Below are 23,125 nucleotides of genomic sequence, written 5' to 3' on the forward strand. Positions count from 1 at the left end.
TAATCATTAACCATAAAAATTTCTCATTTATACCAATAACATTTAATAGCTTAGAATTAAAATATCAGTCATAGAAAATATGAGGTGAAGATGTATGCCTGAAAAATTCCCACCTGTTAAGGTAAAGGATCCATCGTCTGGTAAGGAAGTTGAGTTATCTCCCGTAAAGGTTTGGACACTAGCTCCAAAAAGCAGAAAGGGAGTTAAAATAGGGCTTTTCAAGAGCCCTGAAACAGGTAAGTTCTTCAGGGCAAAGGTACCTGAAAACTACCCGTAAATCTAAAGCAAAAAGATTTTAAATTTTTTTATAATTATTTTTATGTATTTAAATTAAGAAATTAAAATCACTTAATAATGTTATAGATAAAAATTAAAAATTTACTTTTCGGCTGCTTGAGGACCTTTTCCTAATACGGCATTCATAACGTTAGTTATAACTTGAGCTAGATGTTGAGGCTTTGTATAATATTTATCGTATTGATATCTTTGACCTTTATATGAAATTTCTACCTGTTCATCGGAATCCCTAACAATCATGAAGTCAGCACCTTCCTTAGTTAATGCAAACGAATTTTTGCCTCTCGACTCTATTTTAAAGCCGTTTTTTGTTACCTCACTCCTTATAGCATCTTTTACTTGATCCAAATAGTCGCTCATACCTCTATCACCTACTTCTAAAGTTTAAAAGGTACCCTTTAAATAAATTTATTAATGGTAACAATATTTTTCCTTAACGGTGGGCATTTAGTGATTGAAACAAAATAATTAATATTTAGTGAATAAATTCAAAAAATATAAATGCATATAAATAGGATTTATTAATATTCTTTTACCAATAAATCTTTATTTTCACTTAACAATATATATAAGTGGGTGGAATAAGTTGCCCTCTATAGATAAAATAAAGACAATTTTGGTAATAGGAGCAGGTACTATGGGTCATGGAATAACTGAATTAGCAGCTATTGCAGGATATAAAGTTTACATTGCTGATATAAATAACGAAATTATTAAAAGTGGTTTAGAAAAAATCAAATGGAGCCTATCAAAATTACATGAAAAGGGTAGCCTAAAAGAAAGCGTTGATTCTGTTATGTCAAGAATTATACCTGTTGTTAATACGGACTCTCAAGGAAACTTCACAAAAGATTTTGAAAATGCGATAAAAGATTCAGACATGTTTATTGAGGCCATTCCAGAAAGGCTAGATCTAAAGCAAAATTTATTTAAATTTATAGATAAAAATAGGAAAGCCGATACAATAATGGCAACAAATACGAGCAGTCTTCCTATTACAGAGATAGCTGCAGCAACATCTGCACCTGAGCTTGTTGTAGGAATGCATTTCTTTAATCCACCACCATTAATGCCTTTAGTCGAAATAATAAAGGGAGAAAAGACATCTGATGAAACGGTTTCTGTTACATACCAAATAGCTAAGAATTTTGGAAAGCAGCCTGTTATAGTTAAGAAAGATGTGCCAGGGTTCATTGCTAACAGGGTATTAGCAAGATTTTTGAACACAGCTTGTTGGCTAGCATATAAAGGCTTTTATTCAACATTAGAAATAGATTCTGCTGTAAGATACGGTCTAAACTTCCCTATGGGTGCTTTTGAGCTAGCAGACTATAGCGGCATAGATGTCTTCTATTTTGTTAACAAAGCGATGATAGAAAGAGGCTTTAAGATGAAACACTGTCCTTTATTCGAACAAAAGTTTAATGCAAAAGAACTAGGAATGAAAACCGGAAAAGGATTTTATGAATATCCAAAACCCGGAGCTTATGTTAGACCTCAAATACCAAAAGAACTAGCAAACAAAGTAGACCCTGTTTTACTTTTGGCCCCAGCTGTTAATGAAGGCGCATGGCTATTAGAAAATGATGTTGCAACAAAAGAAGATATAGATAAAGCTGTTATGTTAGGCTTAGGATGGCCTAAGGGATTATTTGAATTTGCAGATGATTTTGGTATAGATAAAATAAATACAGCATTAAAGCAACTAAAAGACCTGCTTGGAGATCAAGATTTTGAACCTACAAAAATGCTAAAAGATATGGAATCAAAAAACGAGCTAGGAAGAAAAACCGGAAAAGGATTTTATGAATATAAAAAAATAGAAGAGGTAAGTAAAAAAACAATATTAATAAAATATGAAAAACCAATTGCTTGGATAGTTTTAAACAGACCAAATAGACTAAATGCCATATCTCCTGACATGATAAAGGAGCTTGGAGAAGCCCTGGATGAATTGGAATTAAACGACGATATAAGAGTTTTAATAATAACAGGTGCTGGAAGGGCTTTTAGTGCAGGTGCTGACGTAACGGCATTTGCGGGTATAACACCAATGCAAGCCGCCATATTTTCTAAGAAATTCCAGGAATTAACATTAAAGATGGAATTTTACGCCAAGCCCATTATCATAGCAATTAATGGATATGCATTGGGCGGAGGTCTTGAGCTATCGATGAGCGGAGATATAAGAATAGCGTCAGAAAATGCATTACTTGGCCAGCCGGAGATAAACTTAGGATTTATACCTGGAGCTGGTGGAACGCAAAGGCTTCCTAGGTTAGTTGGAAGAGGCCAATCAAAACTATTAATTTTCACTGGAGACAACATATCAGCAAAAGATGCATACGCATTAAAGCTCATTGATAAAGTAGTTCCTCCTGAAAGATTAGAACAAGAAGCAAGAGATTTAGCTCTAAAAATTTCAGAAAAGCCACCATTAGCATTAATGGCTGCAAAGCTTGCCATAGAACAAGGACTCGAAAGCAACATATGGGCTGGATTAAACTTAGAGGCAAACCTATTTGGTTTATTATTTAGTACTGAAGACGTTGCTGAAGGAGTTACTGCATTCTTAGAAAAGAAGAAACCTTCATTCAAAGGTAAATAAATTTTATTGCCAGAATTAATGTAAATAAATTTTTAATCCTTTTTCTAATCTTAATAATATTGAAGCCGGGTCGTCTAGCGGCCCAGGATGCGGGGCCTTGGATGGCTTTCAGGTAGCCAAAGGAACCCCCGTGACCGGGGTTCGAATCCCCGCCCGGCTACCATTTTAAACGTATATTATTTCTAACCCTAGTTCTCTTATAATAGAATCTATTCTCTTTCTAATTTCAGACTTTATTCCTTTCTTTTCAATTATTGCAGCTTTAATCCTAGGGTTACTTTTCTCAACACATTGTTTCAATAGATCAAAATCTAAATAATCCACATAATGCTTAGAAATTATGTGGCCAAAACAATATTTATCATTTAATTCCATTTCAGTAAACTTTTTAGGATAATGAGTTGATCCTATTCCTATTGAAGGTATACAGTCATAATCTATATCCACATTACTTATAGTATCTATTATTGTTTGAGCTAAAGAATTAATTGCCTTTATGTCATTCCATTCTTTTTCTGTACTACCTATTTCTATAAATAAAAGAGGTTTGATTAATGATGTTGGACCATGATGGGTAGCCTCTAAAGTGAAAGAATACTCTTTTAATTCAAGAGAGTTTTTATAATAATTTCTAAATATTTGCTTAGTTATAGCTGGATTAACGTAAGATAACTGTTTAGGTTTTCCTCCATATAAGGCATCACTTAGGTTGCCTGTGTGATGCACGCTAAGTGTTTTTGTGTTGCTAGTTGATTGATGCTTTGAAACGACTATAATAAAATCAGCATTCTCATCTGGTGTTTGATCTAAGAAATCAAAATTTATTGTATCTTCATTAAATCCCCCTAACATTATGCCGTTTATATTATAGCATGATATAGCCTTTTCACAATAACTAATGCCGCCTCCTCTTTCTACAAGCTTTTCAGCAACGTTTTTTCCTACCGGATCGTTTATTGAATAAGCAATTGCGTATCTTAACATATTTAACTCCCATTGAATTGTACATAAATTATTTAATAAATTTGATTTAGTAAATTTAATAGAAAATTATAATTCCTTAAATTAACTTAAAAATAGGGGAGAAAATGATATCCTCAGCAGAACTAGAAGTTGTATATGAGGACCCAAGCTTATTACTTAGAGGTTTTGAAGCAATAAAAAATTATATTGATGGGCTAAAATGTATTACAACAGCCTCTCCTGCATGGGCTATTGCCTCTTGTGATAACCTATTCATTAAAGCCAAAATTGATATAGAAGAAAACTTAAACTTACAAACAATAGCTAAAGCTTCAATAAGTATAAAATTAGAAGGTGACTCTAATGGTATGGTAAGAATCGTTTCTGATCTAACAAAAATAGTAAAAGATTCTGGAGGAGGAATTATGCTAAAATCTTAATTATTAATAGCAAAACTTTAATTTCTTCTAATTTATGATTTAATTGGTGAATGTTAAGTGCAAAAAATAGTTATTATTGGTGCTGGAGCAGGAGGCATGGCAGTAGCTTCTAGAGCTAAAAGACTAAACAATAAGCTAAGTGTAACCGTTTTGGAGAAAACAAATTATGCAAGCTTTGCTTTATGTGGTATCCCATATTACATTGGAAATATAGTTAAAGAACTTGACGATCTTCTGTTTTACCCACCAGAAGAATTTACTAAAAGAGGTATAGATCTTAGGTTTAACAAAGAAGTTACAGAAGTTGATGCTGGAAATAAGACTCTAAAATTCAGAGATTTAAAGTCAGGAAAAGAAGAAACATTAGAATGGGATAAATTAGTTATAGCAACTGGAGCAAGATCTAAAGCAGATAAAATATGGCCAGAAATAAAAAACGCAAAAAACGTTTTTTACATAACCCATTTAGACTCAGGAGAAATTATAAGAAATTACGCTTTAAAATTAGGAAGAGGCAAAAAGGCTGTAATAATAGGATCAGGCTATGTTGGATTGGAATTAATAGAAAATTTAACTAATCTCGGCCTAAAAGTAACTGTTATAGAAGCTCTTAATCAAATACTTCCTAAAATGTTAGATCCTGATTTAGCAAGTATTGTTGAAGACTATTTGAAATCTAAAGGAATTGAAATAGTGAAGAGCTCCCCTGTAGAATCTTTTGAAATAAATAATGATGGTGAAGCTGTTAAAGTTAGAACAAGCAGTGGTTCTTTTGATGGCGATATGTTTATTATAGGTGTTGGGATAGAGCCTAATAATGATATAGCAAAGCAACTTAAATTAAACCTAGGAAGCAGTGGAGGTATAATTGTTAATGAGAAGCTATTAACAAGCAACCCCGATATCTATGCAGTTGGAGACGTAACTGAACATCTAGACTTAATTACTGGAAAGTTCGTTTGGAGACCATTCGCACAAATAGCAAACAAGATGGGTTATATAGCCGGAAGCAATATAGGAGGTTTGGACGCAATATTTAGAGGAAGTGTTGGTAGTTCTGCATTAAAGACTTTTGATATGGTAGCAGCTAGAACTGGATTATCTAAATCGGAAGCAGAAAAGCTTGGTTATAAAGTTATTGAAGCCTCTCTAAACGCCGGGATTAGAGCCCATTATATTCCTGGCGGAGAAAATAAAATGTATCTTAAAGTAGTCTCTGACGATAAGACAGGCAAGTTATTAGGTGCACAAGCGATTGGTCCAGGAGAATCTGTTTTCTGGCGTATTAATGTAGTTGCGTCTCTTTTAACAGTTAAAGGAACTATATGGGATCTATTTAATAGCGATATCGGCTATCAACCTACCTTGAGTCCTGCCTGGGATCCATTAATAATAGCCTCAAGACTTCTTATGAGAAATTTGGGAGAAAAACCTATCTAATTAAGGTTTTCTAATTAATCTTTTTTATAGAAAAGTATATTTACCCTGCAAGATTCTTTAATAGTAAATAATAATTAGAGGATGATAAATATTGCCTAATATAAAAGAACTAATGATGGCTGCCCAAGGTATTATTAAAGCAGATGCTATCATTACTAATGCTAATTTAATTAGCGTGACAACTAGTGAAATAATTGAAAATGCATCAATAACAACGTACAAAGGAATAATAACAAGGATTCTAAACAAGGAAGAGGACATAAACAATTATATAGGTTATAGAACAAAAATTATAGATGCAAAAAATAATTATGTAATGCCTGGATTTATAGAAAGTCATATACATATCGAATCTAGCTTATTAAATGTTAGAGAATTTGGAAAACTTGAGGTTATGCACGGAGTAACAACTGTAATTGCTGATCCTCATGAAATAGGTAACGTTTTGGGAAATGAAGGAGTTAATCTGTTTATTGAAGAAAGCAAACATGCTCTCCCAAGAATTTATTTTGAGGTTCCAAGTTGCGTACCCGCTATAGATATTAATAAGGGTTTAGATAGTGGAGCAAAAATAATTAATAATAATGATATAAGAGAATTGATGAAATCAGAAAAAATTATCGGACTAGGAGAAGTAATGGACTTTGAAAGCGTTTTACAAGGAGAAAAAGAAATGCTAGAAAGAATAGAAATAGCAAAAAATAACAACAAGGTCATCGAAGGACATGCCCCACTTCTTAATAAAGAAAAATTAGATAGCTATCTTATAGCAGGCATTAGCAGCGATCATGAATCTTCTATATTAGAAGAGGCCTTAGAGAAAGTAAGAAAAGGTATGTACATATTTATGAGAGAAGGCAGTGCCTGGAAAAATTTGAGTGAACTTTCAAAACTTATAACTAGCTATAAAATTGATAGCAGAAGGCTTATTCTTGTTGCAGACGATATAAATGTTGTTGATCTGGTAGAATATGGACATTTAGATTATTTGATAAACAAAGCCATAGAATTGGGAATAGATCCTATTAAAGCAATTCAGATGGTTACGATAAATCCTGCAGAGCACCTTCGAATTGATGATAAAATAGGTATAATAGCTCCTGGTAGATACGCTGATTTAGTTTTCTCTGAAAATTTAAATAAAATAAATATAAACACTACAATTATTGAAGGAGAAGTTGTATATAGATATGGTAAAATAGTTAAAAATATTGATGATAACTTCATTTATCCAAAATATGCAAGTAATACAATTAATTTAAACAAATTTAACGAGGAAGACCTTTTAATTAAGATAAATGATAATTTAAAAGAAGTAAACGCGAATATAATAAAAGCTATCCCAGGAAGCGCTTTAACTGAAAAAACAGTTGAAGAACTACCAGTTAAAAAAGGGTTTATAGATTCTGATGAAGAAAGAAACATAATGCACATAGCAGTCATAGATAGACATCATGCATCAGGCAATATAGGGAAAGGTTTTGTTAAAAATTTAGGAATTGAGAGAGGAGCAATAGCTCAAACAATAGCCCATGATACGCATAATTTAATTATAGCAGGCTACGATGTAAAAGATATGATAACAGCATCGAAATACGTTATAGAATCTAATGGCGGTATTGCATATGTTGATAAAGGAAAACTCATTTCAATTGTTAAGCTTCCTATTGCGGGATTAATAAATAACTCAAGTTATGGAGAGGTTTATAGAGAAGTAAAACAATTAGAAGAATCTTTAAGCGTAGCAGGGGGTTCACTTAATAGCATTTTCATGACATTAGGCCTTATATCATTACCCGTTATACCTGAATTAAGAATAACAGATAAAGGCCTTGTTGATGTTATGAAAGGAAAAATAATTGATCCAATTAGCAGGGCTCAATAGTAGCTGGAGGCTTTGTTGATGTTATGAAGGAAACTGCTGTAATTTTTTTAACTTCATTTGTTATTCTATGAGATATATCATCAACAACATCATTACTAGGTAAATAATAATCGGCTGTCATGCCATCGTTACTTGTTACAAGCCTTACATTAATTATATATCCTTCTTCCCTTTCATCTCCTTTTACCCCAACCCAAGATTCCGATATAGACACAACTGATTGCCATAAGCTATTGTATATTCCTCTTGACTTTAATTCATCAGATACTATCTTGTCAGCTTTTCTTAACAAGTCTAACTTTTCGTTTGTGAACTTACCTATAATCCTCACTGCCAATCCTGGACCTGGAAATGGATGTCTACTAAGTATTTCTTTAGGAATCCCTAATATGCTTCCCAATTCTCTAATCTCATCCTTATATAATCCCTTTAGGGGTTCTATTAGTTGAACATCAAACCATTTAGGGATGCCGCCTACATTATGATGCGATTTAATTTTTTGTGAGTGTTTAGTTTTCCCACTTTCTATTACATCTGGATAGGTAGTACCTTGTATTAGATAAGATGCTGCTTCTTCTGTTATTATTTTGTTAAGTTTTTCTGCAAACAATTCTCCTATTATTTTCCTCCTTTCTTCACAGCTCTCTACTCCTTCAAGCCTTGTTATAAAATCATTTGATGCATTTATATAAATCGGATTTATACCGATCTTATTTAAATTTTTGATTGCCTCATCAACTTCATTTTCTCTAAACAATCCATGATCTATTAAAACAGAAATAACATTTTTAGAACCTATGGCCTTCATAACAATATAGGTTGCGACTGTAGAATCTATACCTCCACTTACAGCAGAAACAACCTTTCCACCTTTATACATAGATTTTATATCATATAATTCGTTAGCATAGTAATTTGATACTTTTTCATTTATAGAAATTTCATTAATAGCAAATCCTGATAATCGAGCAAAGTTTTTCAAAATTAATTCTCCTTTTCTTGTATGACTAACCTCTGGGTGGAATTGAACACCAAATACATTCACATTTGGTATTTTAATTGCAGAAATGCAACCTCTTTCAGATACAGCATTTACCTCTGCATCGCCTGCTTCATTAACACAATCTCCGTGACTCATCCAAACTTCTTCTATATTATCAAGATTATAAAGCAACTCATTTCTTTTCTTTAAATATATTTTTGTTCTGCCATATTCAGGATTATTAATGATTTTTCCACCAAACATTAATGAAAGCAATTGGTGACCGAAACAAATGCCCAATAATGGTTTTCCCATATTTATTATATTATAAACATTTTCTTCTATTTCTTTTATATCATCTCTTAAAGCGCTTAGAGGACTTCCAGAAACTATAACGGCTTTAGCGTTATAAACATTTTGATCGAATTCAGGAGTTAAGATGGAATTTACACTCATATATGTTAATCTCTTATGAATCAAATGAGTATATTGTGACCCTAAGTCGACTATTGCTATATAATCCATTTGAAACCATCTCTTCTGAGCTTATCTAAATTAAAATTTTTCAGACAATATATAATTTTCTCTACCAATAAAACCAAAGTAAGGTCTAATAGGGAACTTAATAAAAACTAATTACATTTTTAAAATAAATAATATTTATTGAATGTATAGCAATAAGCATAGACGACCATAATTTATAATGTTTGTCAATAGAGTGTTTGACTAATAATTTTTGCCCTTTAGACGTTTATATTTTCTTCTTTTTAACTAATGCTACAACTAATACAATTATTACTAAACCGATTGTTATAAAAGGCAAATAATTTATTATTTTTATGGACTGTAGTAAGGTTGATAATGATAACTTGGCATGTGCTAATGGTATGAAAGTAATAATTCTGGTTGTATTTCCTGTTACTACTATTATTCCTGTTGAAGGTACAGAAAAATAATCATTAACCTGATTTATAATATATAGGTGACTTCCTTTTGAGACTTTTAATACTATTCGAGAAGAATTAGAAAAATTTGTCACGTTATCCAATGTAACATACCATGTAGTATCTTTAGGCAAACCTATTTCTTCAAATGTAATATTATATGTTTTGTATTCACTTTCTTGCGGATACTTTAAAGGTAAGAAATCTGTATTGTTAACCCAAATACTATAGACATTATCGCATATATCTGCTTTCACATCATGCATTTCCTTTTATCTCAGATAAAATAATTCCCTATATTTTATGATATTTATTAATTTAAACTATTACGGTTTTGTCAAATTTAAAAAATACGTTTTCTTATTAGATACTATGTGAACCGGATTGTTAAAATCGTTAAAAGTAACTGTTAAAGTAGCTGTTCTGCAAATAACTGATATATTATAATACTTATTATTAGGTAAAATTAATTTAAATGTATAATTTTTAACCTGTGCAATATATGTACTATTATTGTTATAAAATATTATTTCAAATGGATTATTACATAGTTCGACTACACCAGTTACGTTTACTTCTTTAATGGGTTTATTAAACTCGTAGTAAGCAACAAAGATAAATATTATTAATAAAACGACTCCAATTATAATAGCAATTCTAATAGAGATTCTCATCCAGAATCACCAAATTTAATTATGTCTGTTACTAACATACAGGGCAATAATTGCAACAACAGGTAGCGCAATCACTGTCAGTAGCGCATGGTTTTGAATTATCTATGCTTTCTCTTAAAAACTTAGGAATTTTTGCAACAGAATTGCTATGCATTTATATTAACACCGTCTTGGAATGTAATAGGTAACGATAATAAATATTGTTCATGAAAAATATATAACATAGAAATCTAAGCAGATAGACATCTTAAAAACCAAATATACATATTATATTAATTATTTTTAAAATTTAAAAACTTCTAGATAATTAAAAAGGAAAACGTGAAAAAATTGATCTATTTTATTAAATTGCTATTTAGCAAAAGGTTATGCGATTAATAAACAACAATATACATATTAAATGCTTTTTATCATTTTTTAAACCAAATTAATAAGGGGAGTAAACATGAACATAGAAGAATTCATAACGTTTAATGATGTAGTAATAGTTCCAGGAAGATCACCAATTGAACCTTCAAAAGTAAATATTTTAGGAAAAATTACAAAAAATATTGCTTTAACGATTCCTGTAATTTCTAGCCCAATGGATACTGTAACGGATTGGAAAATGGCAACAACACTAGCAAGGCTAGGTGCTATTGGAATAATACATAGAAATATGTCAAGAGAAGAACAAGCAATTCAAGTATCAAAAGTAAAGGAACAAAAGCCTGATATATGGGAAGAAATACCAAAAGTAGATCCAGACTCTAAAATAGAAAATATTTTATCCAGAAGTGAAGATTCTTTTGCTATAGTAAGTAATAACGGTATTGAAGGTATTATATTAAAGATAGGAGCAAATTATTCTCTCCAATCAAAGAAAATAGATTATTTAGCTAAGCTATTGTCAATGATAAACGTTTCTCCAACACTAGATGAAAACCATAAGCTTAGAGTTGGAGCAGGTATTTCTCCTTTTGACTTAGAGAGAGCAAAGATACTGGATAAAGCAGGAGCTGATGTGCTGGTAGTAGATGTAGCTCATTTGCATAATGAAAACGCTTTAAACAGCTTAGCAAAGATCTCAAAAAACGTTAGCGCTGAAATAGTTGCAGGAAACTTGGGAACTTCGGTTGGGGTTAAAGATACTTTATCAAAAGTTGAAAACGTATCGGGCCTTAGAATGGGGATATCAAGCGGTAGCATTTGTTTAACTGGAGAAGTTACAGGAGCATCAGTGCCAACTTTAACAGCAACTATTAACGCGAGAAAGGCCTTAGAGGAATTAGGTTTGTTCGGAAAAATTCCAATAATTGCTGATGGGGGCATTAAAAATGCCGGAGATGCCGCTAAGGCTATCATAGCTGGTGCAAGCAGCATAATGGTTGGCAGATATTTGGCATGCACAGAAGAATCACCTGGAATTAAAATAAGGATTGGTGATAAGCTATATAAACAATACCGTGGCATGGCAAGTAGAGGAGCCATGGAAAAAAGATACGCGGAGGATAGATATTCTAAGCCAAGCAAAGCAATAGAAGAAGGTGTTGAAGGAATTATAGAATATTGTGGAAGCGTAGTCAATGCACTAAGTGAAATGGCCTTGGGACTCCAAGCCTCTTTAGGCTATGCTGGTGCAAAAAATATTGTTGAGGCATGGAATGCTGGACTTGCAAAAATAACAAGCCTTGGTGCTAAAGAAGTAGGAATTCATGATATAGAAACTTAAGCGGGCTGTATATTAGTTTTTCTCTATATTAGCAAATCCTTTATATTTTATAAGGGCTGGACGTAAATTAGAAAGCGGAGAAAAAGAAAATAGCTAATATCTGATAAGAGTATATAACCTATTAAATATTGCCAAAGGTGGAAAAAATGATAAGAGAAAGCAAATTGGAAATACTGTGCCCTAGATGTAAAGTTCCTATGGATTATCTATCTGAAACAGAAAAAGCATCAAACAGTAATGGGAAATCAATAAAAATAACGAGATATTACAAATGCCCAGTATGCGGGAGGAGAATAATAGATGAAACCTTAATAATAAGGGATGATGGGACTAATACAATCATAGAATCACACACTAATGGAGCAAGAAAATTATTGGAAAAACAAAGAGTACCTTTAACAAAATAAATTTTTTATTTTATTTTATCAATAAATTTTTTACAATCCAGATTGGGATCAATATGATTCTTTGCTATTTTTGAGATCCTATCTGCTATGTAAATAGGTATTGGTAGTTTAGAATTCCCTGACATTATTTTTGCTATATTAAAACTTGTTTCCAAAGATATCTTATTACCTGGACTTATATAAATTTTCTTATTTTTAATTAGTAAAATTTTCGAAACAAGTTTTTCTCCTATTTTTAGGTAAATATCACCATTCTTTATTGTCTCTTCTCCTACAAGCCTTTTCTTAGCTATACCTATAGTAGGTGTATTAAATACAACCCCTATATGAGTAGCAATACCAGCAAACCTTGGATGTGCATATCCATGTCCATCTACAAATAATACATAGGGTTTTACTTTTTTTAATATGTTTAGTAATGATGGAACTAACAAATACATCTCTCTAAAAGCTAAAAGTCCTGGAATATAAGGAATACAAACCTTCCTTATAGTTATATCGCAATCTATAATATCATATTGAGGATATTTTATAGCAACTGCAACTCCTATACCTAAACCATTGTTAAGATACGAAGCGTCTAAACCTACTAAAACTTTACCTTCTATTTCATTTATGTCTACATAATCCCGTAAATCGACTTTTTTGCTTATAATATTTTGAACCTTAATTGCTATTTCCTTATTAAAGCTAGCTTTAATTTGCTCACAATCACTATAAAGCATTGAATTCATTTTATAAAAATTATTGTTTTTCTTCAACCACTTTTAATTTATACGATTTTTCTACTGGTTTTTCATCTGTTTTTATTATAAGCAGATCTATCCCGTCTCCAGATGAGGAATCTCTTTCCATAGTTGTCTTTAATGCATTTACAGCAATTTTTTCAGCTTCTTCAACCGATAAATTTTCATTATAAGTTGATTCTAATACGCCAAGCGCTGTGGTTCCACCACTGCCTACAGCCATATATTTGTCTTCTGTTATAGAACCTAGAGTATCTAATGTATAAATCTTAGGCTTTCCATCTCTATCAATTCCTCCAATTAATGCTTCTATTAGGAAAGGAAGCATTTTATATGAGTATAATATGTTTGAAAAGAGCTTAGATATGGCATATAAGCTCATAGAAACTTCGTTTGTTGTCTCATAATAGTTTATCTCTGCATTCATTATCCTTATCAACCCGCTAACATCAGCATAAAGTCCTGTTAGAGCTATACCAGCTTTGTTGTTAAATAAATAAACTTTCTTTGCATTTCTGCTCATTATAAAACTACCATAAGACATCCTTTTATCAGTTGCTAAAACAATTCCATCTTTTGCCCTTATCCCTACAGCAGTGCCTTGTTCGTATGATATTGCCATTTTTTACCAACCTCAATTTATTTCTGTTCGGAAACCTTTAAAGGCGTTTTGCATATACTTGCTACATTCTATAACTTTTTCTTTTAATGTTAAAAACCATTTTTAATTAACAATTTTACTTTTCTTCAGAAACTTTTATATGTTCTGTTGGTATTGTTACGACTATCTTTGAGTCACCTTCTAATAAGGTTATATCAGCTTCTCCTCTTGTTGAATAAATTTCTACAACACGACCTTTCATCCCTTTAAATGGACCTCCTATAATTTCTACTAGCTGACCTTTAGTTAATGATGGTAAAACAGTTAATGGCTTTAAGAGCTTAACAACTTCTTGAAGATTTATTGCTATAGGCCTTTTTCTTTTTACATTCTTTATTCCTCTTATTAAATAAAATAGATCTTTTATATCCCCTATTTCAACTATCACAGTACCCTTTAAATCTTCGGAATAAACTATACTTCTTACATCTAATTTTAATGTTTGCGCTCTTTCTGCGAAAATTAGGGCTATTTTTTCTTCATATCCCCCTACTACTGATATTGCATAAATCTTGGATTCTTTCTTTTCTGAAGAAGACAAATAATATCACCTTAAGCCACCAATAATACATATATCAAATGTATTATATATCCTATAGCTCCTACTATAACAAAACCTAATAAACTCAACCTTGTCAATAAATTAAACTCTTCTTCGTCGGGCTTTCTTGATAGCAGCAATATCCTTTTCCATGACGACAAGTATTCTTTTATTTTGTCTAGCCCTGCCATCTTTAATCCTCCGTTTTATAAAATAGAGCAGGGTCTTATATACTAATATATTGAATTTATATTTTGATTAAACGTGAAAAATACAAATAAGAACTATTATTTAAAACAACCTTAACGGATTTTCATAGTTTAATGCGAAATATAAAGTAATTAAAACTCCTCCTAATATTGCATTTAAATCTTCTCTATTCCTTTTTAATACTTTGTCTTTAGATAATAGCTTATTTAATATATTTGGATCATTAATGTCTAAATCTAAAAAATCGCTTATTTTATACAAATCTTTTCCTATGTAAATATACGATTTTACAGATGCTTGTACTGCATTTTTAGAGTTAAGCATCAATTTAGATAGCTTTAGCAAATTACTATAGTCCTTTATATTTATCATAAAACCGGCATCTATCTTTGATAAGATCTCAAATATATCTCCTAAGGTCATGTTTTCATATTCAATGTATTCTTTATTAATATTAGCCTTTTCCAACAAATTTATGTAATTTGATAGACCTAAATCTTCTAAAGCCTCAACAAACTCCACAGTATCGCTTGGTTTTCCTTTATATAACAATTTTGATAAATATGGTCCTACGTTATTAATTACATTCTGTCTTAAAGCTTCTGAATAACCGTCTATTGATGATAAAACAACAGCAGCCGCTACAATACCTGGTATCGGTCTCTCATTTATAGCCTCAAAGGCTTTTTTATATGCTGTTGATATTAGATGCCCTAAACCTAATGAGCTCAGGTCAATATTTCCTAAAGCAAGCTCCTTGCCTCTTTTGTGTGATTCATCTATAATATCAAATATCTCAATCGCTTCTATGACCCTTTCTTCAAACTCTATTTCAGGCATAAACCTATGAATCGAACCAGGCTTTATAGGCGAAGTTAAGGTTAACATTAAAGCCCTTTTTATATCCCTTATCATTAAGTCTTCCCTGATTTTTGTATCTATTATGCTTTATAAATGTATACCATAGTTTTCTAAAGACAATACACCTTTCTCTCTTAATAAACCTCATGTTATATTTATTATAATTGTTGGGAACCTATAGTTCCACTTTGTTGTGTTTTTTGTGATTCAACAGTATATGATCTTATAGCCTGGCCAAAAGCCTTTACTATAGGAGAGATTGTGTTCATAAATGCCAAAAAGTCTTGATCAACTAATAATTTTAAAATATCAGAAATACTACCATTACTTTTTGATATCTTTTCTAAATTTGCTGATAAACTTTTCATAAAATTTTCAAAAAACTTTGAAACTGCGTCTAGAAAATTTAAATTAAATACTTGCTTTAATATATTGAGAATTTTTAATCCTAATTCTTTAATATAATTTAAAATTTTATTAAAATAATTTATTAAATCGCTTACTTTAAAAGAGTTCATTATACTGTTTAGTAAGTTGCTTACAATGTCTGATAGATAATTTGAGAAATCTATAAGTGAATTTAAAACATTTTTTTGCATTGTAATGAGGCTTTTCATTTTTTCTTGCATAGCTGGATCTTGAGATAAGAAATCTAACGATGGTATAGAGTTAGTTATAGCCCTAAGCGTATTCATGCTAGGTATCAACAAAGAATTAGTTAAATCTAACACAACTTGTGTTATTTTGCTTATTAAAGTATTTATGTTATTTATTAAATCATTAAATGTTATGGTTTGATTTGTTTCTAAATTGCTCATCTGATTCACCATATAAATATTATGAAGCCAAGAATTAATAAGTTTCTTGGTTTAGCAAATTACCAAGTTAAAGTAAAGATTAGCAAGATAAAAAAACATAAAGCCTTAAAAATATTAGGATATAAAACTTTGCTTTATGGTTTTGCACCTTAATAATAAAAATAAAATGTTTTATAAAAATTTAATGCTTATACAAACCTATTAAAATACCTATTATAAATCCTAAGAGAATTGGTCCAACAGTAAATAATCCTAGAGTTAACATGAGGTTTCTAACTACAGGCTCTAAATTAACAGCTTCTGTTTGTAAAGTAGATAAAGTATTACTTAGGCTACCTCCAAAGCTCCATGCATTTAATATAACGCCTATTATTACTATAATAATAAATGCTATTATATATTTTAAAATTTTTACTGAAACATATCCTAGCCCTAAACCTAATACAAATTCAATTAATATAGTGGCTAGCTCGTAAGGATTGTGCAACGCATTTATAAACATTTGAGATAGCGAGGCATTAGTTATAGTTATTGTTGAAAGTATATCAATTATCACCAGTTTCACCATGTTAGTTTTGAATGTAAAAAGTTATAAGGGTATATACCTAATAATTATCTAAAATGAATTCATTATTTTATTTAATGTCTCTCATTGTTAACTCCCCAGTTAACAAAAATCTAAATATTTCTATTTTGCCAAAGTTTTTTTATCATAAAAAAGATATAATTATATTAATATTAAAAATTATAATTAAACAATCAGTCTAGGTACTCCATCTAGAAATTACTACTTTACTATCAGTAAAGAACAGAATATGATCTAACCCTCCTTGAGGATGTAAGTCACCGAAGAATGATTGTTTCATCCCAGCAAATGGATAAAATGCTATTGGAGCCGCTACGCCTATATTTATACCTATATTTCCTGCTTCTACCCTATCAACAAATTCTCTTGCATAGTACCCTGATTTAGTGTAAATAGATGATGCATTACCATAACGACTCCTATTTATTATTTCTAAAGCCTCATCGAAGTTATTTGTGGTTATTATAGATGCTACTGGGCCGAAGATTTCTTCCTTAGCTATTGTCATATCAGGGTTCACAAAATCAAATATTGTTGGAGCTAAGAAGAAACCGTTTGGATATTTTTCGTTTTTATAATTTCTCCCATCAAGTATCAATTTAGCACCTTCATCTATTCCAATTTGTATATATTTAACTACTCTTTCTTTATGCTCTCTTCTAATTAACGGACCCATGTCTACATCTTTTTCCATTCCATACCCTATTTTCAATTTTTTGGCGTGGTCAACAAATGAATTAACGACTTTATCATGATTCTCTTTAAAAGTGACTAAAACTGAACCAGCTAAACATCTTTCTCCAGCATTACCAAAGAATGATCCAATTATATTGGGCATAAGGTTCTCTATATCAGCATCAGGCATTACAAGAATGAAATTTTTAGCTGATGCGCCTGCCTGTACTCTTTTCTTCCTGCTAGTTCCAGTTTTGTAAACATATTCTGCTACAGGTGTAGATCCCACAAAGCTTATTCCGGCTATTTTGTTATTTTCTAAAATATAATCTACTACCTCTTTTCCTCCATTTACAAGTTGAACTACATTTTCTGGAAAGCCAGCTTTTTTTATGAGTTCCATTGACTTCTCCATACTCATGGGAGTCTTTTCAGAGGGTTTTATTATTACAGTATTTCCCATAGCAACAGCATAAGGCATAAACCAGAATGGGATCATTAATGGAAAATTAAATGGTGATATTATTGCAAAAACACCTATTGGGACGCGTACTAATTCTTCGTCAACTTCGTATGCAATGTTTCTGTTATTTTCACCCATTATATGGTAACTAACTGCTGCAGCAGATTCAACATTTTGTATTGCCCTTATTATATCACCTTTAGCTTCTTGAAAAGTTTTACCGTGCTCGTTTGTTGTTATTTCAGCAAGCTCATCTATGCTATCCCACATCAAATTTTCCAATTTAAATAAAATTTTAATTCTATCAGGTATAGGAACTTTCTCCCATTTCTTTTGTGCATCATAAGCTAAATCAACAGCTTTATCAACTTCTTCTTTTTTCCCTTCAGCTACTTTTGCTATTACCTCTCCTATTGCAGGGTTATATACATCGTATTTTGGTTCCCCTAAGGGATCTACATACTCTCCACCAATAAAGTTCTTTATCATCCTCATAATTTTTCCACCTCTTTATCAGCGACTTCCAAACTCTCATCAATAACGTTTAACCCTCTCAATAGCTCATCTTTGTCTATTATAAGAGGAGGAGCAATTATGAAATGAGAAACCCATGCATTAATATAAACTCCATTCTCCATAGCCTTTTTTGCAACTCTTTCAGTCATTAATGGTTTACCTTGTATCTTATCAACATATGTATTAAAAGGTGTTTTCTTTTCTCTATTCTTTACTATTTCTATTGCCCCAAATAAACCAATGCTTCTAACATCTCCAACTGAAATATGCTTATCTTTGATTTCTTCTAATCTCTTTTTTAATAATTTACCTAACTCCCTAGCATTTTCTATCAAGCGCCTTTCTTTGTATTCCCTTATTGCAGCATATGCAGCTGCTAATGCTACTGGATGTGCTTCATAAGTCATTCCATGGGCAAAGTAAGAATCCTCAAAATAGTCTGAAATCTCTTTACTAGTTGCAACCAAAGAAAGTGGAACATGAGCTCCCGTTATTCCTTTAGCAGTTGTAAGTATATCTGGTTTAATATTCCAATTATCTACAGCGAACCATTCTCCAGTTCTTCCCCATCCTGACATTACCTCATCAGCAACAAATACAACGTCGTTTTCCTTAGCTATTTCTCTCACTCTTTGCAAATACCCTTCAGGAGGCACGATTACTCCATTAGTGCCAGTAACAGGCTCCAAAACTATACCTCCAACATTTCCTTCATTCTTTATCATGTATTCTAAATAATCTGCACATGCTAAATTACATTCAGGATACTTTAATTTGAAAGGACATCTATAACAATAGGGAGGAGGACCATGTAAAACGTGCGAGGAAGAATAAACGTTATCAACTGCTCCCCTTCTAAAATCTCCTGTCAATGAAATGCTACCCATGGTTGCTCCATGATATGAATTGTAGTTTGAAATTATCTTTATTTTTCCATCCTTTTTATGGAAAAGTCTGATTATTTTAATTGCAGTTTCATTGGCATCAGTTCCTGAAGTTCCAAAAAAGTACTTAGTAAGATTATCTGGCAATACTGATTTTAATTCAGATGAAACCTTTGCTCTAATTTCCGTTGCATATCCAGGTTGTACATATTCTAAAGTATTTAGTTGATCATAAACTGCCTTAGCGATCCTTTTATTAGCATGCCCTAAGTTTGAGCACATTAATTGAGATGAAAAATCGAGATATTTTTTACCTTCAGAGTCCTCAAAATAACAATCGTACGCTTTTGTTATGACTAAAGGATTCCAACCAGTTTGTTTTCTCCAGGTACCATATGTAAGGTCAGTAACAGTCTTTTTTACATCAAAACTTTTTTCTGTGGACATTTTAACACACTAATAAGTATACAAAATTTTAAACTATATAAAACTTTGTCTTTTTACACTTTTATTTTGTAAAAACTAATTCTATTTGCGATAAGGCACATTAGTTTTATAAATTTAGAAAAATTTAAATAATTTTCATATATATTATAAATATTGGGGGGCTATTGGAAAAAACTAATACTGAATTCGAAGAAAATTATGACTTCGAAGAAATTTTAATATCTTATGTTACATCATTTAAAATCAAGAAAAAATTAATTAAAAATAGGAAAAAATATCTTGAAAAAAACTCCCCTAGGTTAGAACTTCCTAATAAGGAGTTTGAAGACATTCCAGTAAAGCCTCCAATATATGTCGACCAGAATTTAAAAGAGAAATTAGAAAGCTCTATATTATTAAAAACTTTTCTCTATCACCTTTTTAATTCAATTCAAGGAATTTTCTTTGAAAATGCATTTATAGAAATAACATATATAGATAATGCTAAAATTAATAGGTTTTCTTCTGTTGACATATCAAAAGGTAAAGATTCTAAAATACAAGGAGACCTGCTATTAGAAGGATCATTAATTAACGTTATTTTATACACAGTAGATGTTATAACAATTTTTTTGATTTTTGAAAATGAGTCTAAAGGAATATACGATATAAGAACGTTTGCTCATCTCCAGCACCCTAGACACCTATACATTCAATATCAAAAAGAAAATAAAGAAGAAACAAATCAAATATCAAACAATTTAATAGAACTTACCCTTATGGAGCTTACTTTTAAATTAGTTTATGATAGGCTAGGAGAAAATAAAGAAGAAATGGAAAGGTATCTTAAAGATAATTATAGAGGAAGAACTTACACCTCGTTTTACGGAAAAGTTTGTAATAATAAATTAGATTCAATACATAAATTTATTCCAATGATAGTTGAAGGATATACTAATTTCTATATTAAAGACCCCGAAAAATATGTGGAGAAATACGACCAATCTCAAACAAATGATACTGAGATATTTTTGACCGATAAGACTTTCGTTGTATATGGAATTTGTAAAGCCGATAGCCATAAAATGAGGAGCGATAGCAAAGATTTTATCTCATTTGGGTCTTTAATAGGACTATTAGTTACATATATTAATCTTTATCAACATGAACATTTTGAGGTCATTAGTAGAATCAAATATAAGAATATATCAAATAGAGAAATTTTTCAAAGGCTAGATTATATCTTATCTTCAGCATCCATATTATATGATCCCAATTTTATAGAAACACCTTTTTTAAAGAGATTAGTTAGATATTTATTTAAAGAGTATAATTATTACGAATTTTATGAATCTCTAACAGCTACCATGAATAATTTATTTTTCTCAAGAACGCAAAAATTATTAATATATTTAACAATAGCTGTAATTTTAACAGGCACACTGTCTATATTAATAATACTAAGATAAAATCAATTATACAAGTGTGTTAATGTACTAATCTTTCCCGTCGATCTTGTCCTCAAGGCATGATAATATTATGGGTGTTTTAAAAGCGAACCCATATCTTGTTATTAATTATTTCATTTATTATTTGGATAAAATATGCGGCGGCCGGGATTTGAACCCGGGACCTCTGGCGTGGCGGGCCCGCGTCCTAATCCAGGCTAGACTACCGCCGCTCTCACTAACTATAACAACTTATTAGGGTTTTTAAGTTAAACCTTTACATCACATATTAATAAAAATTTTAAACAAATATAGATAACTGCGAAATTTGACTAAGAAATTGGTGGAAAGCATGATAAAATTCAAATGGGTTTACAACAACGATGAGATAAATTTTGGACCATCTTCCTTAGATAACTTAAGAAATTACCTAAATAATGTTAAAAAAGTAATAATTGCAACAGGTAAGACCTCTGCAAAAGCAAGCGGTGCATTAGATGATGCAATAAAAATATTAAAAGAATTTAATATACAATATGCAATATTCGATAATGTATCTCCTAATCCATTGTCATCCCAAGCAGATGAACTTGCAAAAATTATTGTTTCTTATAGTGCTGATATAATAATAGCTATTGGTGGGGGTAGCGTTATAGATACAGCAAAGTTAGGTTCGGCAGTAGCTGCTAACGGTGGAAAAACAATAGATTACCTATATAATAAAAGAAAGGTAGAAAAAATAATACCTGTATACGCAGTTAATTTAACGCATGGAACTGGAACTGAAGCTAATAGATATGCTAACACAACAGATACAGAAAGAGGGGATAAACTTGGTAATGCCATTTGCTATCCAAAAGCTTCTTTCGACGATCCAAAATATACATTAAGCATGCCAAAGGAAGAAGTTTTATGCACAACTTTTGATGCTTTCTATCATGCATATGAGTCAACTACCACCTCAGGCAGTTCTCCTTTAGTACAAATGCTATCAGAAGAAGCTGCGAAACAAATTAAAGAAAATTTACCTCTTGCTATACAAAACTTAAATGATGTAAATCCAAGATATTATCTTCTCTATGCCTCAATGATAGCTGGAGTCTCCATAGATTTAAATCCAACAAATATAATTCATGCATTAGAAAACATAATGAGCGGTTTAGTACCATCATTACCTCATGGATGCGGGCTAGCTATTATAGGACCATTATTAGCTCCATTGATACACAAGTCTTCACCAAATGAATCAACAAAAATATTAAAAACATTAAATCCTGATATTAAACCAAATTCTGATCCTTCTATTGTAACTAAAATATTGACAGAATTTCAAAGTTCCGTAGGCTTTAATAAAAAGCTTAGCGATTATGGTTTTGGGCATGATATGTTAAGAGAATCTATAAGAAGGGCATTTTCTAATCCAGTTGTTGCCGATAGGCTAAGAAATAGGCTTTATGGAGTTAATATAGATGAAAAAGTCCTAATTAATATGTTAGAAAATTCCATTTAATTCTTAAGCTCACAAATTTAAACTGCGAATTTTACGATACTTTTTGTAAAGACTTAAGAGGTGCCGTTGGTGGCGAGAAGAAGGAGAAAGAAATCATTAAAGCCAAAAAGGCCAAGACATCCAAGTAGGTATTTCCAATGTCCAAGATGCGGATCTATGACCTTAACTATAGACTTTGTTAAAATAAAAGGAAATGAAGAAGAAAAAATGGCAATAGCAAAATGTGGAAACTGCCATCTATACTGCGAGCTTAAGGTTCCTAAAGTTTTAGACAGAGTAGATGTTTATAATAAAATAGTTGATTTAAGCTATGATAATAAATTAAATGAGTGCGAAAAAACACAAGAAGAAATTGAGACTGAAGAAACAAGTGAGACTGAAGAGGAGGCAGATGCTAAACAATGATATATTTAGATATTATATGGGTGG

The 23,125-nt window shown here is 31.2% G+C and carries 25 protein-coding genes and 2 tRNA genes; 11 read left to right on the forward strand and 16 right to left on the reverse strand.

The genetic code is table 11. The features are described from left to right. Positions 1–94 precede the first annotated feature (94 nt). Entirely contained in the window at positions 95–277 is a 183-nt protein-coding gene (locus Q0C16_RS06485; protein ID WP_292320604.1) for a chromatin protein Cren7, read from the forward strand. Positions 278–378: 101 nt separating this feature from the next. On the opposite strand, the gene Q0C16_RS06490 is transcribed toward Q0C16_RS06485, so the two are convergent. Next, positions 379–657 carry a hypothetical protein gene (locus Q0C16_RS06490; RefSeq protein WP_292320606.1) on the reverse strand — a complete coding sequence of 93 codons (279 nt, stop codon included), beginning with the start codon at positions 655–657 and terminating at the stop codon, positions 379–381. A gap of 226 nt (positions 658–883) precedes the next feature. On the opposite strand from Q0C16_RS06490, the gene Q0C16_RS06495 reads away from it, so the two are divergent. Beyond that, positions 884–2,905 carry a 3-hydroxyacyl-CoA dehydrogenase/enoyl-CoA hydratase family protein gene (locus tag Q0C16_RS06495; protein ID WP_292320607.1) on the forward strand — a complete coding sequence of 674 codons (2,022 nt, stop codon included), beginning with the start codon at positions 884–886 and terminating at the stop codon, positions 2,903–2,905. Positions 2,906–2,968: 63 nt separating this feature from the next. Further along, positions 2,969–3,068 (forward strand) — tRNA-Gln (locus tag Q0C16_RS06500). A gap of 2 nt (positions 3,069–3,070) precedes the next feature. Here the strand turns inward: Q0C16_RS06500 and Q0C16_RS06505 are convergent. Beyond that, entirely contained in the window at positions 3,071–3,889 is an 819-nt protein-coding gene (locus tag Q0C16_RS06505) for a D-aminoacyl-tRNA deacylase (RefSeq protein ID WP_292320608.1), read from the reverse strand. Between the two features lie 104 nt (positions 3,890–3,993). Between Q0C16_RS06505 and Q0C16_RS06510 the strand changes: the two genes are divergently transcribed. The 3 genes from Q0C16_RS06510 to ade all read left to right on the forward strand — a co-directional run bounded on the left by Q0C16_RS06510 (position 3,994) and on the right by ade (position 7,633). Further along, complete coding sequence (locus tag Q0C16_RS06510; RefSeq protein ID WP_292320610.1) at positions 3,994–4,308, forward strand: hypothetical protein; 315 nt, start codon at positions 3,994–3,996, stop codon at positions 4,306–4,308. Positions 4,309–4,365: 57 nt separating this feature from the next. Then, positions 4,366–5,748 (forward strand): FAD-dependent oxidoreductase, encoded by a 1,383-nt coding sequence (locus Q0C16_RS06515; protein ID WP_292320612.1) that lies wholly within the window; start codon positions 4,366–4,368, stop codon positions 5,746–5,748. Positions 5,749–5,839: 91 nt separating this feature from the next. Beyond that, positions 5,840–7,633: an adenine deaminase gene (gene ade / locus Q0C16_RS06520; protein WP_292320614.1), complete on the forward strand. Its 1,794-nt coding sequence runs from the start codon at positions 5,840–5,842 to the stop codon at positions 7,631–7,633. On the opposite strand, the gene guaA is transcribed toward ade, so the two are convergent. The 4 genes from guaA to Q0C16_RS06540 form a co-directional block, all read right to left on the reverse strand. After that, positions 7,617–9,140, reverse strand: coding sequence for a glutamine-hydrolyzing GMP synthase (gene guaA / locus Q0C16_RS06525; protein WP_292320616.1), 1,524 nt, complete (start codon positions 9,138–9,140; stop codon positions 7,617–7,619). The genes ade and guaA overlap by 17 nt on opposite strands. A 226-nt stretch (positions 9,141–9,366) precedes the next feature. Continuing rightward, positions 9,367–9,825, reverse strand: coding sequence for a hypothetical protein (locus Q0C16_RS06530; RefSeq protein WP_292320618.1), 459 nt, complete (start codon positions 9,823–9,825; stop codon positions 9,367–9,369). Positions 9,826–9,885: 60 nt separating this feature from the next. Continuing rightward, on the reverse strand, positions 9,886–10,233 hold the full coding sequence (locus Q0C16_RS06535) for a hypothetical protein (RefSeq protein ID WP_292320619.1): 348 nt from the start codon (positions 10,231–10,233) through the stop codon (positions 9,886–9,888). Between the two features lie 31 nt (positions 10,234–10,264). Continuing rightward, on the reverse strand, positions 10,265–10,387 hold the full coding sequence (locus Q0C16_RS06540) for a hypothetical protein (RefSeq protein WP_292320621.1): 123 nt from the start codon (positions 10,385–10,387) through the stop codon (positions 10,265–10,267). Positions 10,388–10,678: 291 nt separating this feature from the next. On the opposite strand from Q0C16_RS06540, the gene Q0C16_RS06545 reads away from it, so the two are divergent. Both Q0C16_RS06545 and Q0C16_RS06550 read left to right on the forward strand, forming a co-directional pair. Next, the gene (locus tag Q0C16_RS06545) at positions 10,679–11,944 is read left to right on the forward strand and encodes an IMP dehydrogenase (protein WP_292320623.1); all 1,266 of its coding nucleotides are present in this window, start codon (positions 10,679–10,681) and stop codon (positions 11,942–11,944) included. 146 nt (positions 11,945–12,090) lie between these two features. Then, a complete protein-coding gene (locus Q0C16_RS06550) occupies positions 12,091–12,351 on the forward strand; it encodes a hypothetical protein (protein ID WP_292320625.1) in 261 nt (86 codons plus the stop codon). A gap of 5 nt (positions 12,352–12,356) precedes the next feature. On the opposite strand, the gene Q0C16_RS06555 is transcribed toward Q0C16_RS06550, so the two are convergent. The 9 genes from Q0C16_RS06555 to Q0C16_RS06595 form a co-directional block, all read right to left on the reverse strand. Continuing rightward, positions 12,357–13,085, reverse strand: a complete 729-nt coding sequence (locus Q0C16_RS06555; protein ID WP_292320626.1) for an endonuclease V — start codon at positions 13,083–13,085, stop codon at positions 12,357–12,359. 10 nt (positions 13,086–13,095) lie between these two features. Then, positions 13,096–13,719 carry an archaeal proteasome endopeptidase complex subunit beta gene (gene psmB, locus Q0C16_RS06560; protein WP_292320627.1) on the reverse strand — a complete coding sequence of 208 codons (624 nt, stop codon included), beginning with the start codon at positions 13,717–13,719 and terminating at the stop codon, positions 13,096–13,098. A 115-nt stretch (positions 13,720–13,834) separates the two neighbouring features. Continuing rightward, positions 13,835–14,299 carry a transcription elongation factor Spt5 gene (locus tag Q0C16_RS06565; RefSeq protein ID WP_292320629.1) on the reverse strand — a complete coding sequence of 155 codons (465 nt, stop codon included), beginning with the start codon at positions 14,297–14,299 and terminating at the stop codon, positions 13,835–13,837. Positions 14,300–14,310: 11 nt separating this feature from the next. Continuing rightward, positions 14,311–14,490, reverse strand: a complete 180-nt coding sequence (locus Q0C16_RS06570; protein WP_292320630.1) for a protein translocase SEC61 complex subunit gamma — start codon at positions 14,488–14,490, stop codon at positions 14,311–14,313. A 100-nt stretch (positions 14,491–14,590) separates the two neighbouring features. Continuing rightward, positions 14,591–15,424 carry a hypothetical protein gene (locus tag Q0C16_RS06575; RefSeq protein ID WP_292320631.1) on the reverse strand — a complete coding sequence of 278 codons (834 nt, stop codon included), beginning with the start codon at positions 15,422–15,424 and terminating at the stop codon, positions 14,591–14,593. Between the two features lie 104 nt (positions 15,425–15,528). Further along, positions 15,529–16,188 (reverse strand): hypothetical protein, encoded by a 660-nt coding sequence (locus tag Q0C16_RS06580; RefSeq protein WP_292320632.1) that lies wholly within the window; start codon positions 16,186–16,188, stop codon positions 15,529–15,531. 181 nt (positions 16,189–16,369) lie between these two features. Then, positions 16,370–16,744, reverse strand: coding sequence for a hypothetical protein (locus Q0C16_RS06585; protein WP_292320633.1), 375 nt, complete (start codon positions 16,742–16,744; stop codon positions 16,370–16,372). 208 nt (positions 16,745–16,952) lie between these two features. Further along, complete coding sequence (locus Q0C16_RS06590; protein WP_292320634.1) at positions 16,953–18,407, reverse strand: CoA-acylating methylmalonate-semialdehyde dehydrogenase; 1,455 nt, start codon at positions 18,405–18,407, stop codon at positions 16,953–16,955. Next, on the reverse strand, positions 18,404–19,759 hold the full coding sequence (locus Q0C16_RS06595; RefSeq protein ID WP_292320635.1) for an aspartate aminotransferase family protein: 1,356 nt from the start codon (positions 19,757–19,759) through the stop codon (positions 18,404–18,406). The genes Q0C16_RS06590 and Q0C16_RS06595 overlap by 4 nt, the downstream gene beginning before the upstream one ends. Positions 19,760–19,923: 164 nt before the next feature. Here Q0C16_RS06595 and Q0C16_RS06600 point away from each other — a divergent pair, with 164 nt between their 5' ends. Then, the gene (locus Q0C16_RS06600; protein ID WP_292320638.1) at positions 19,924–21,207 is read left to right on the forward strand and encodes a hypothetical protein; all 1,284 of its coding nucleotides are present in this window, start codon (positions 19,924–19,926) and stop codon (positions 21,205–21,207) included. Positions 21,208–21,343: 136 nt separating this feature from the next. Here the strand turns inward: Q0C16_RS06600 and Q0C16_RS06605 are convergent. Next, positions 21,344–21,419, reverse strand: a tRNA-Gly gene (locus Q0C16_RS06605). Between the two features lie 119 nt (positions 21,420–21,538). Here Q0C16_RS06605 and Q0C16_RS06610 point away from each other — a divergent pair. Together Q0C16_RS06610 and Q0C16_RS06615 are read left to right on the forward strand one after the other, a co-directional pair. Then, entirely contained in the window at positions 21,539–22,696 is a 1,158-nt protein-coding gene (locus tag Q0C16_RS06610; RefSeq protein WP_292320639.1) for an iron-containing alcohol dehydrogenase, read from the forward strand. A gap of 69 nt (positions 22,697–22,765) precedes the next feature. Next, complete coding sequence (locus tag Q0C16_RS06615) at positions 22,766–23,101, forward strand: hypothetical protein (protein WP_292320641.1); 336 nt, start codon at positions 22,766–22,768, stop codon at positions 23,099–23,101. The last annotated feature ends 24 nt before the right edge of the window (positions 23,102–23,125 follow it).

The organism is Caldisphaera sp., assembly GCF_023256325.1.
Classification (GTDB): Archaea; Thermoproteota; Thermoprotei_A; order Sulfolobales; family Acidilobaceae; genus Caldisphaera.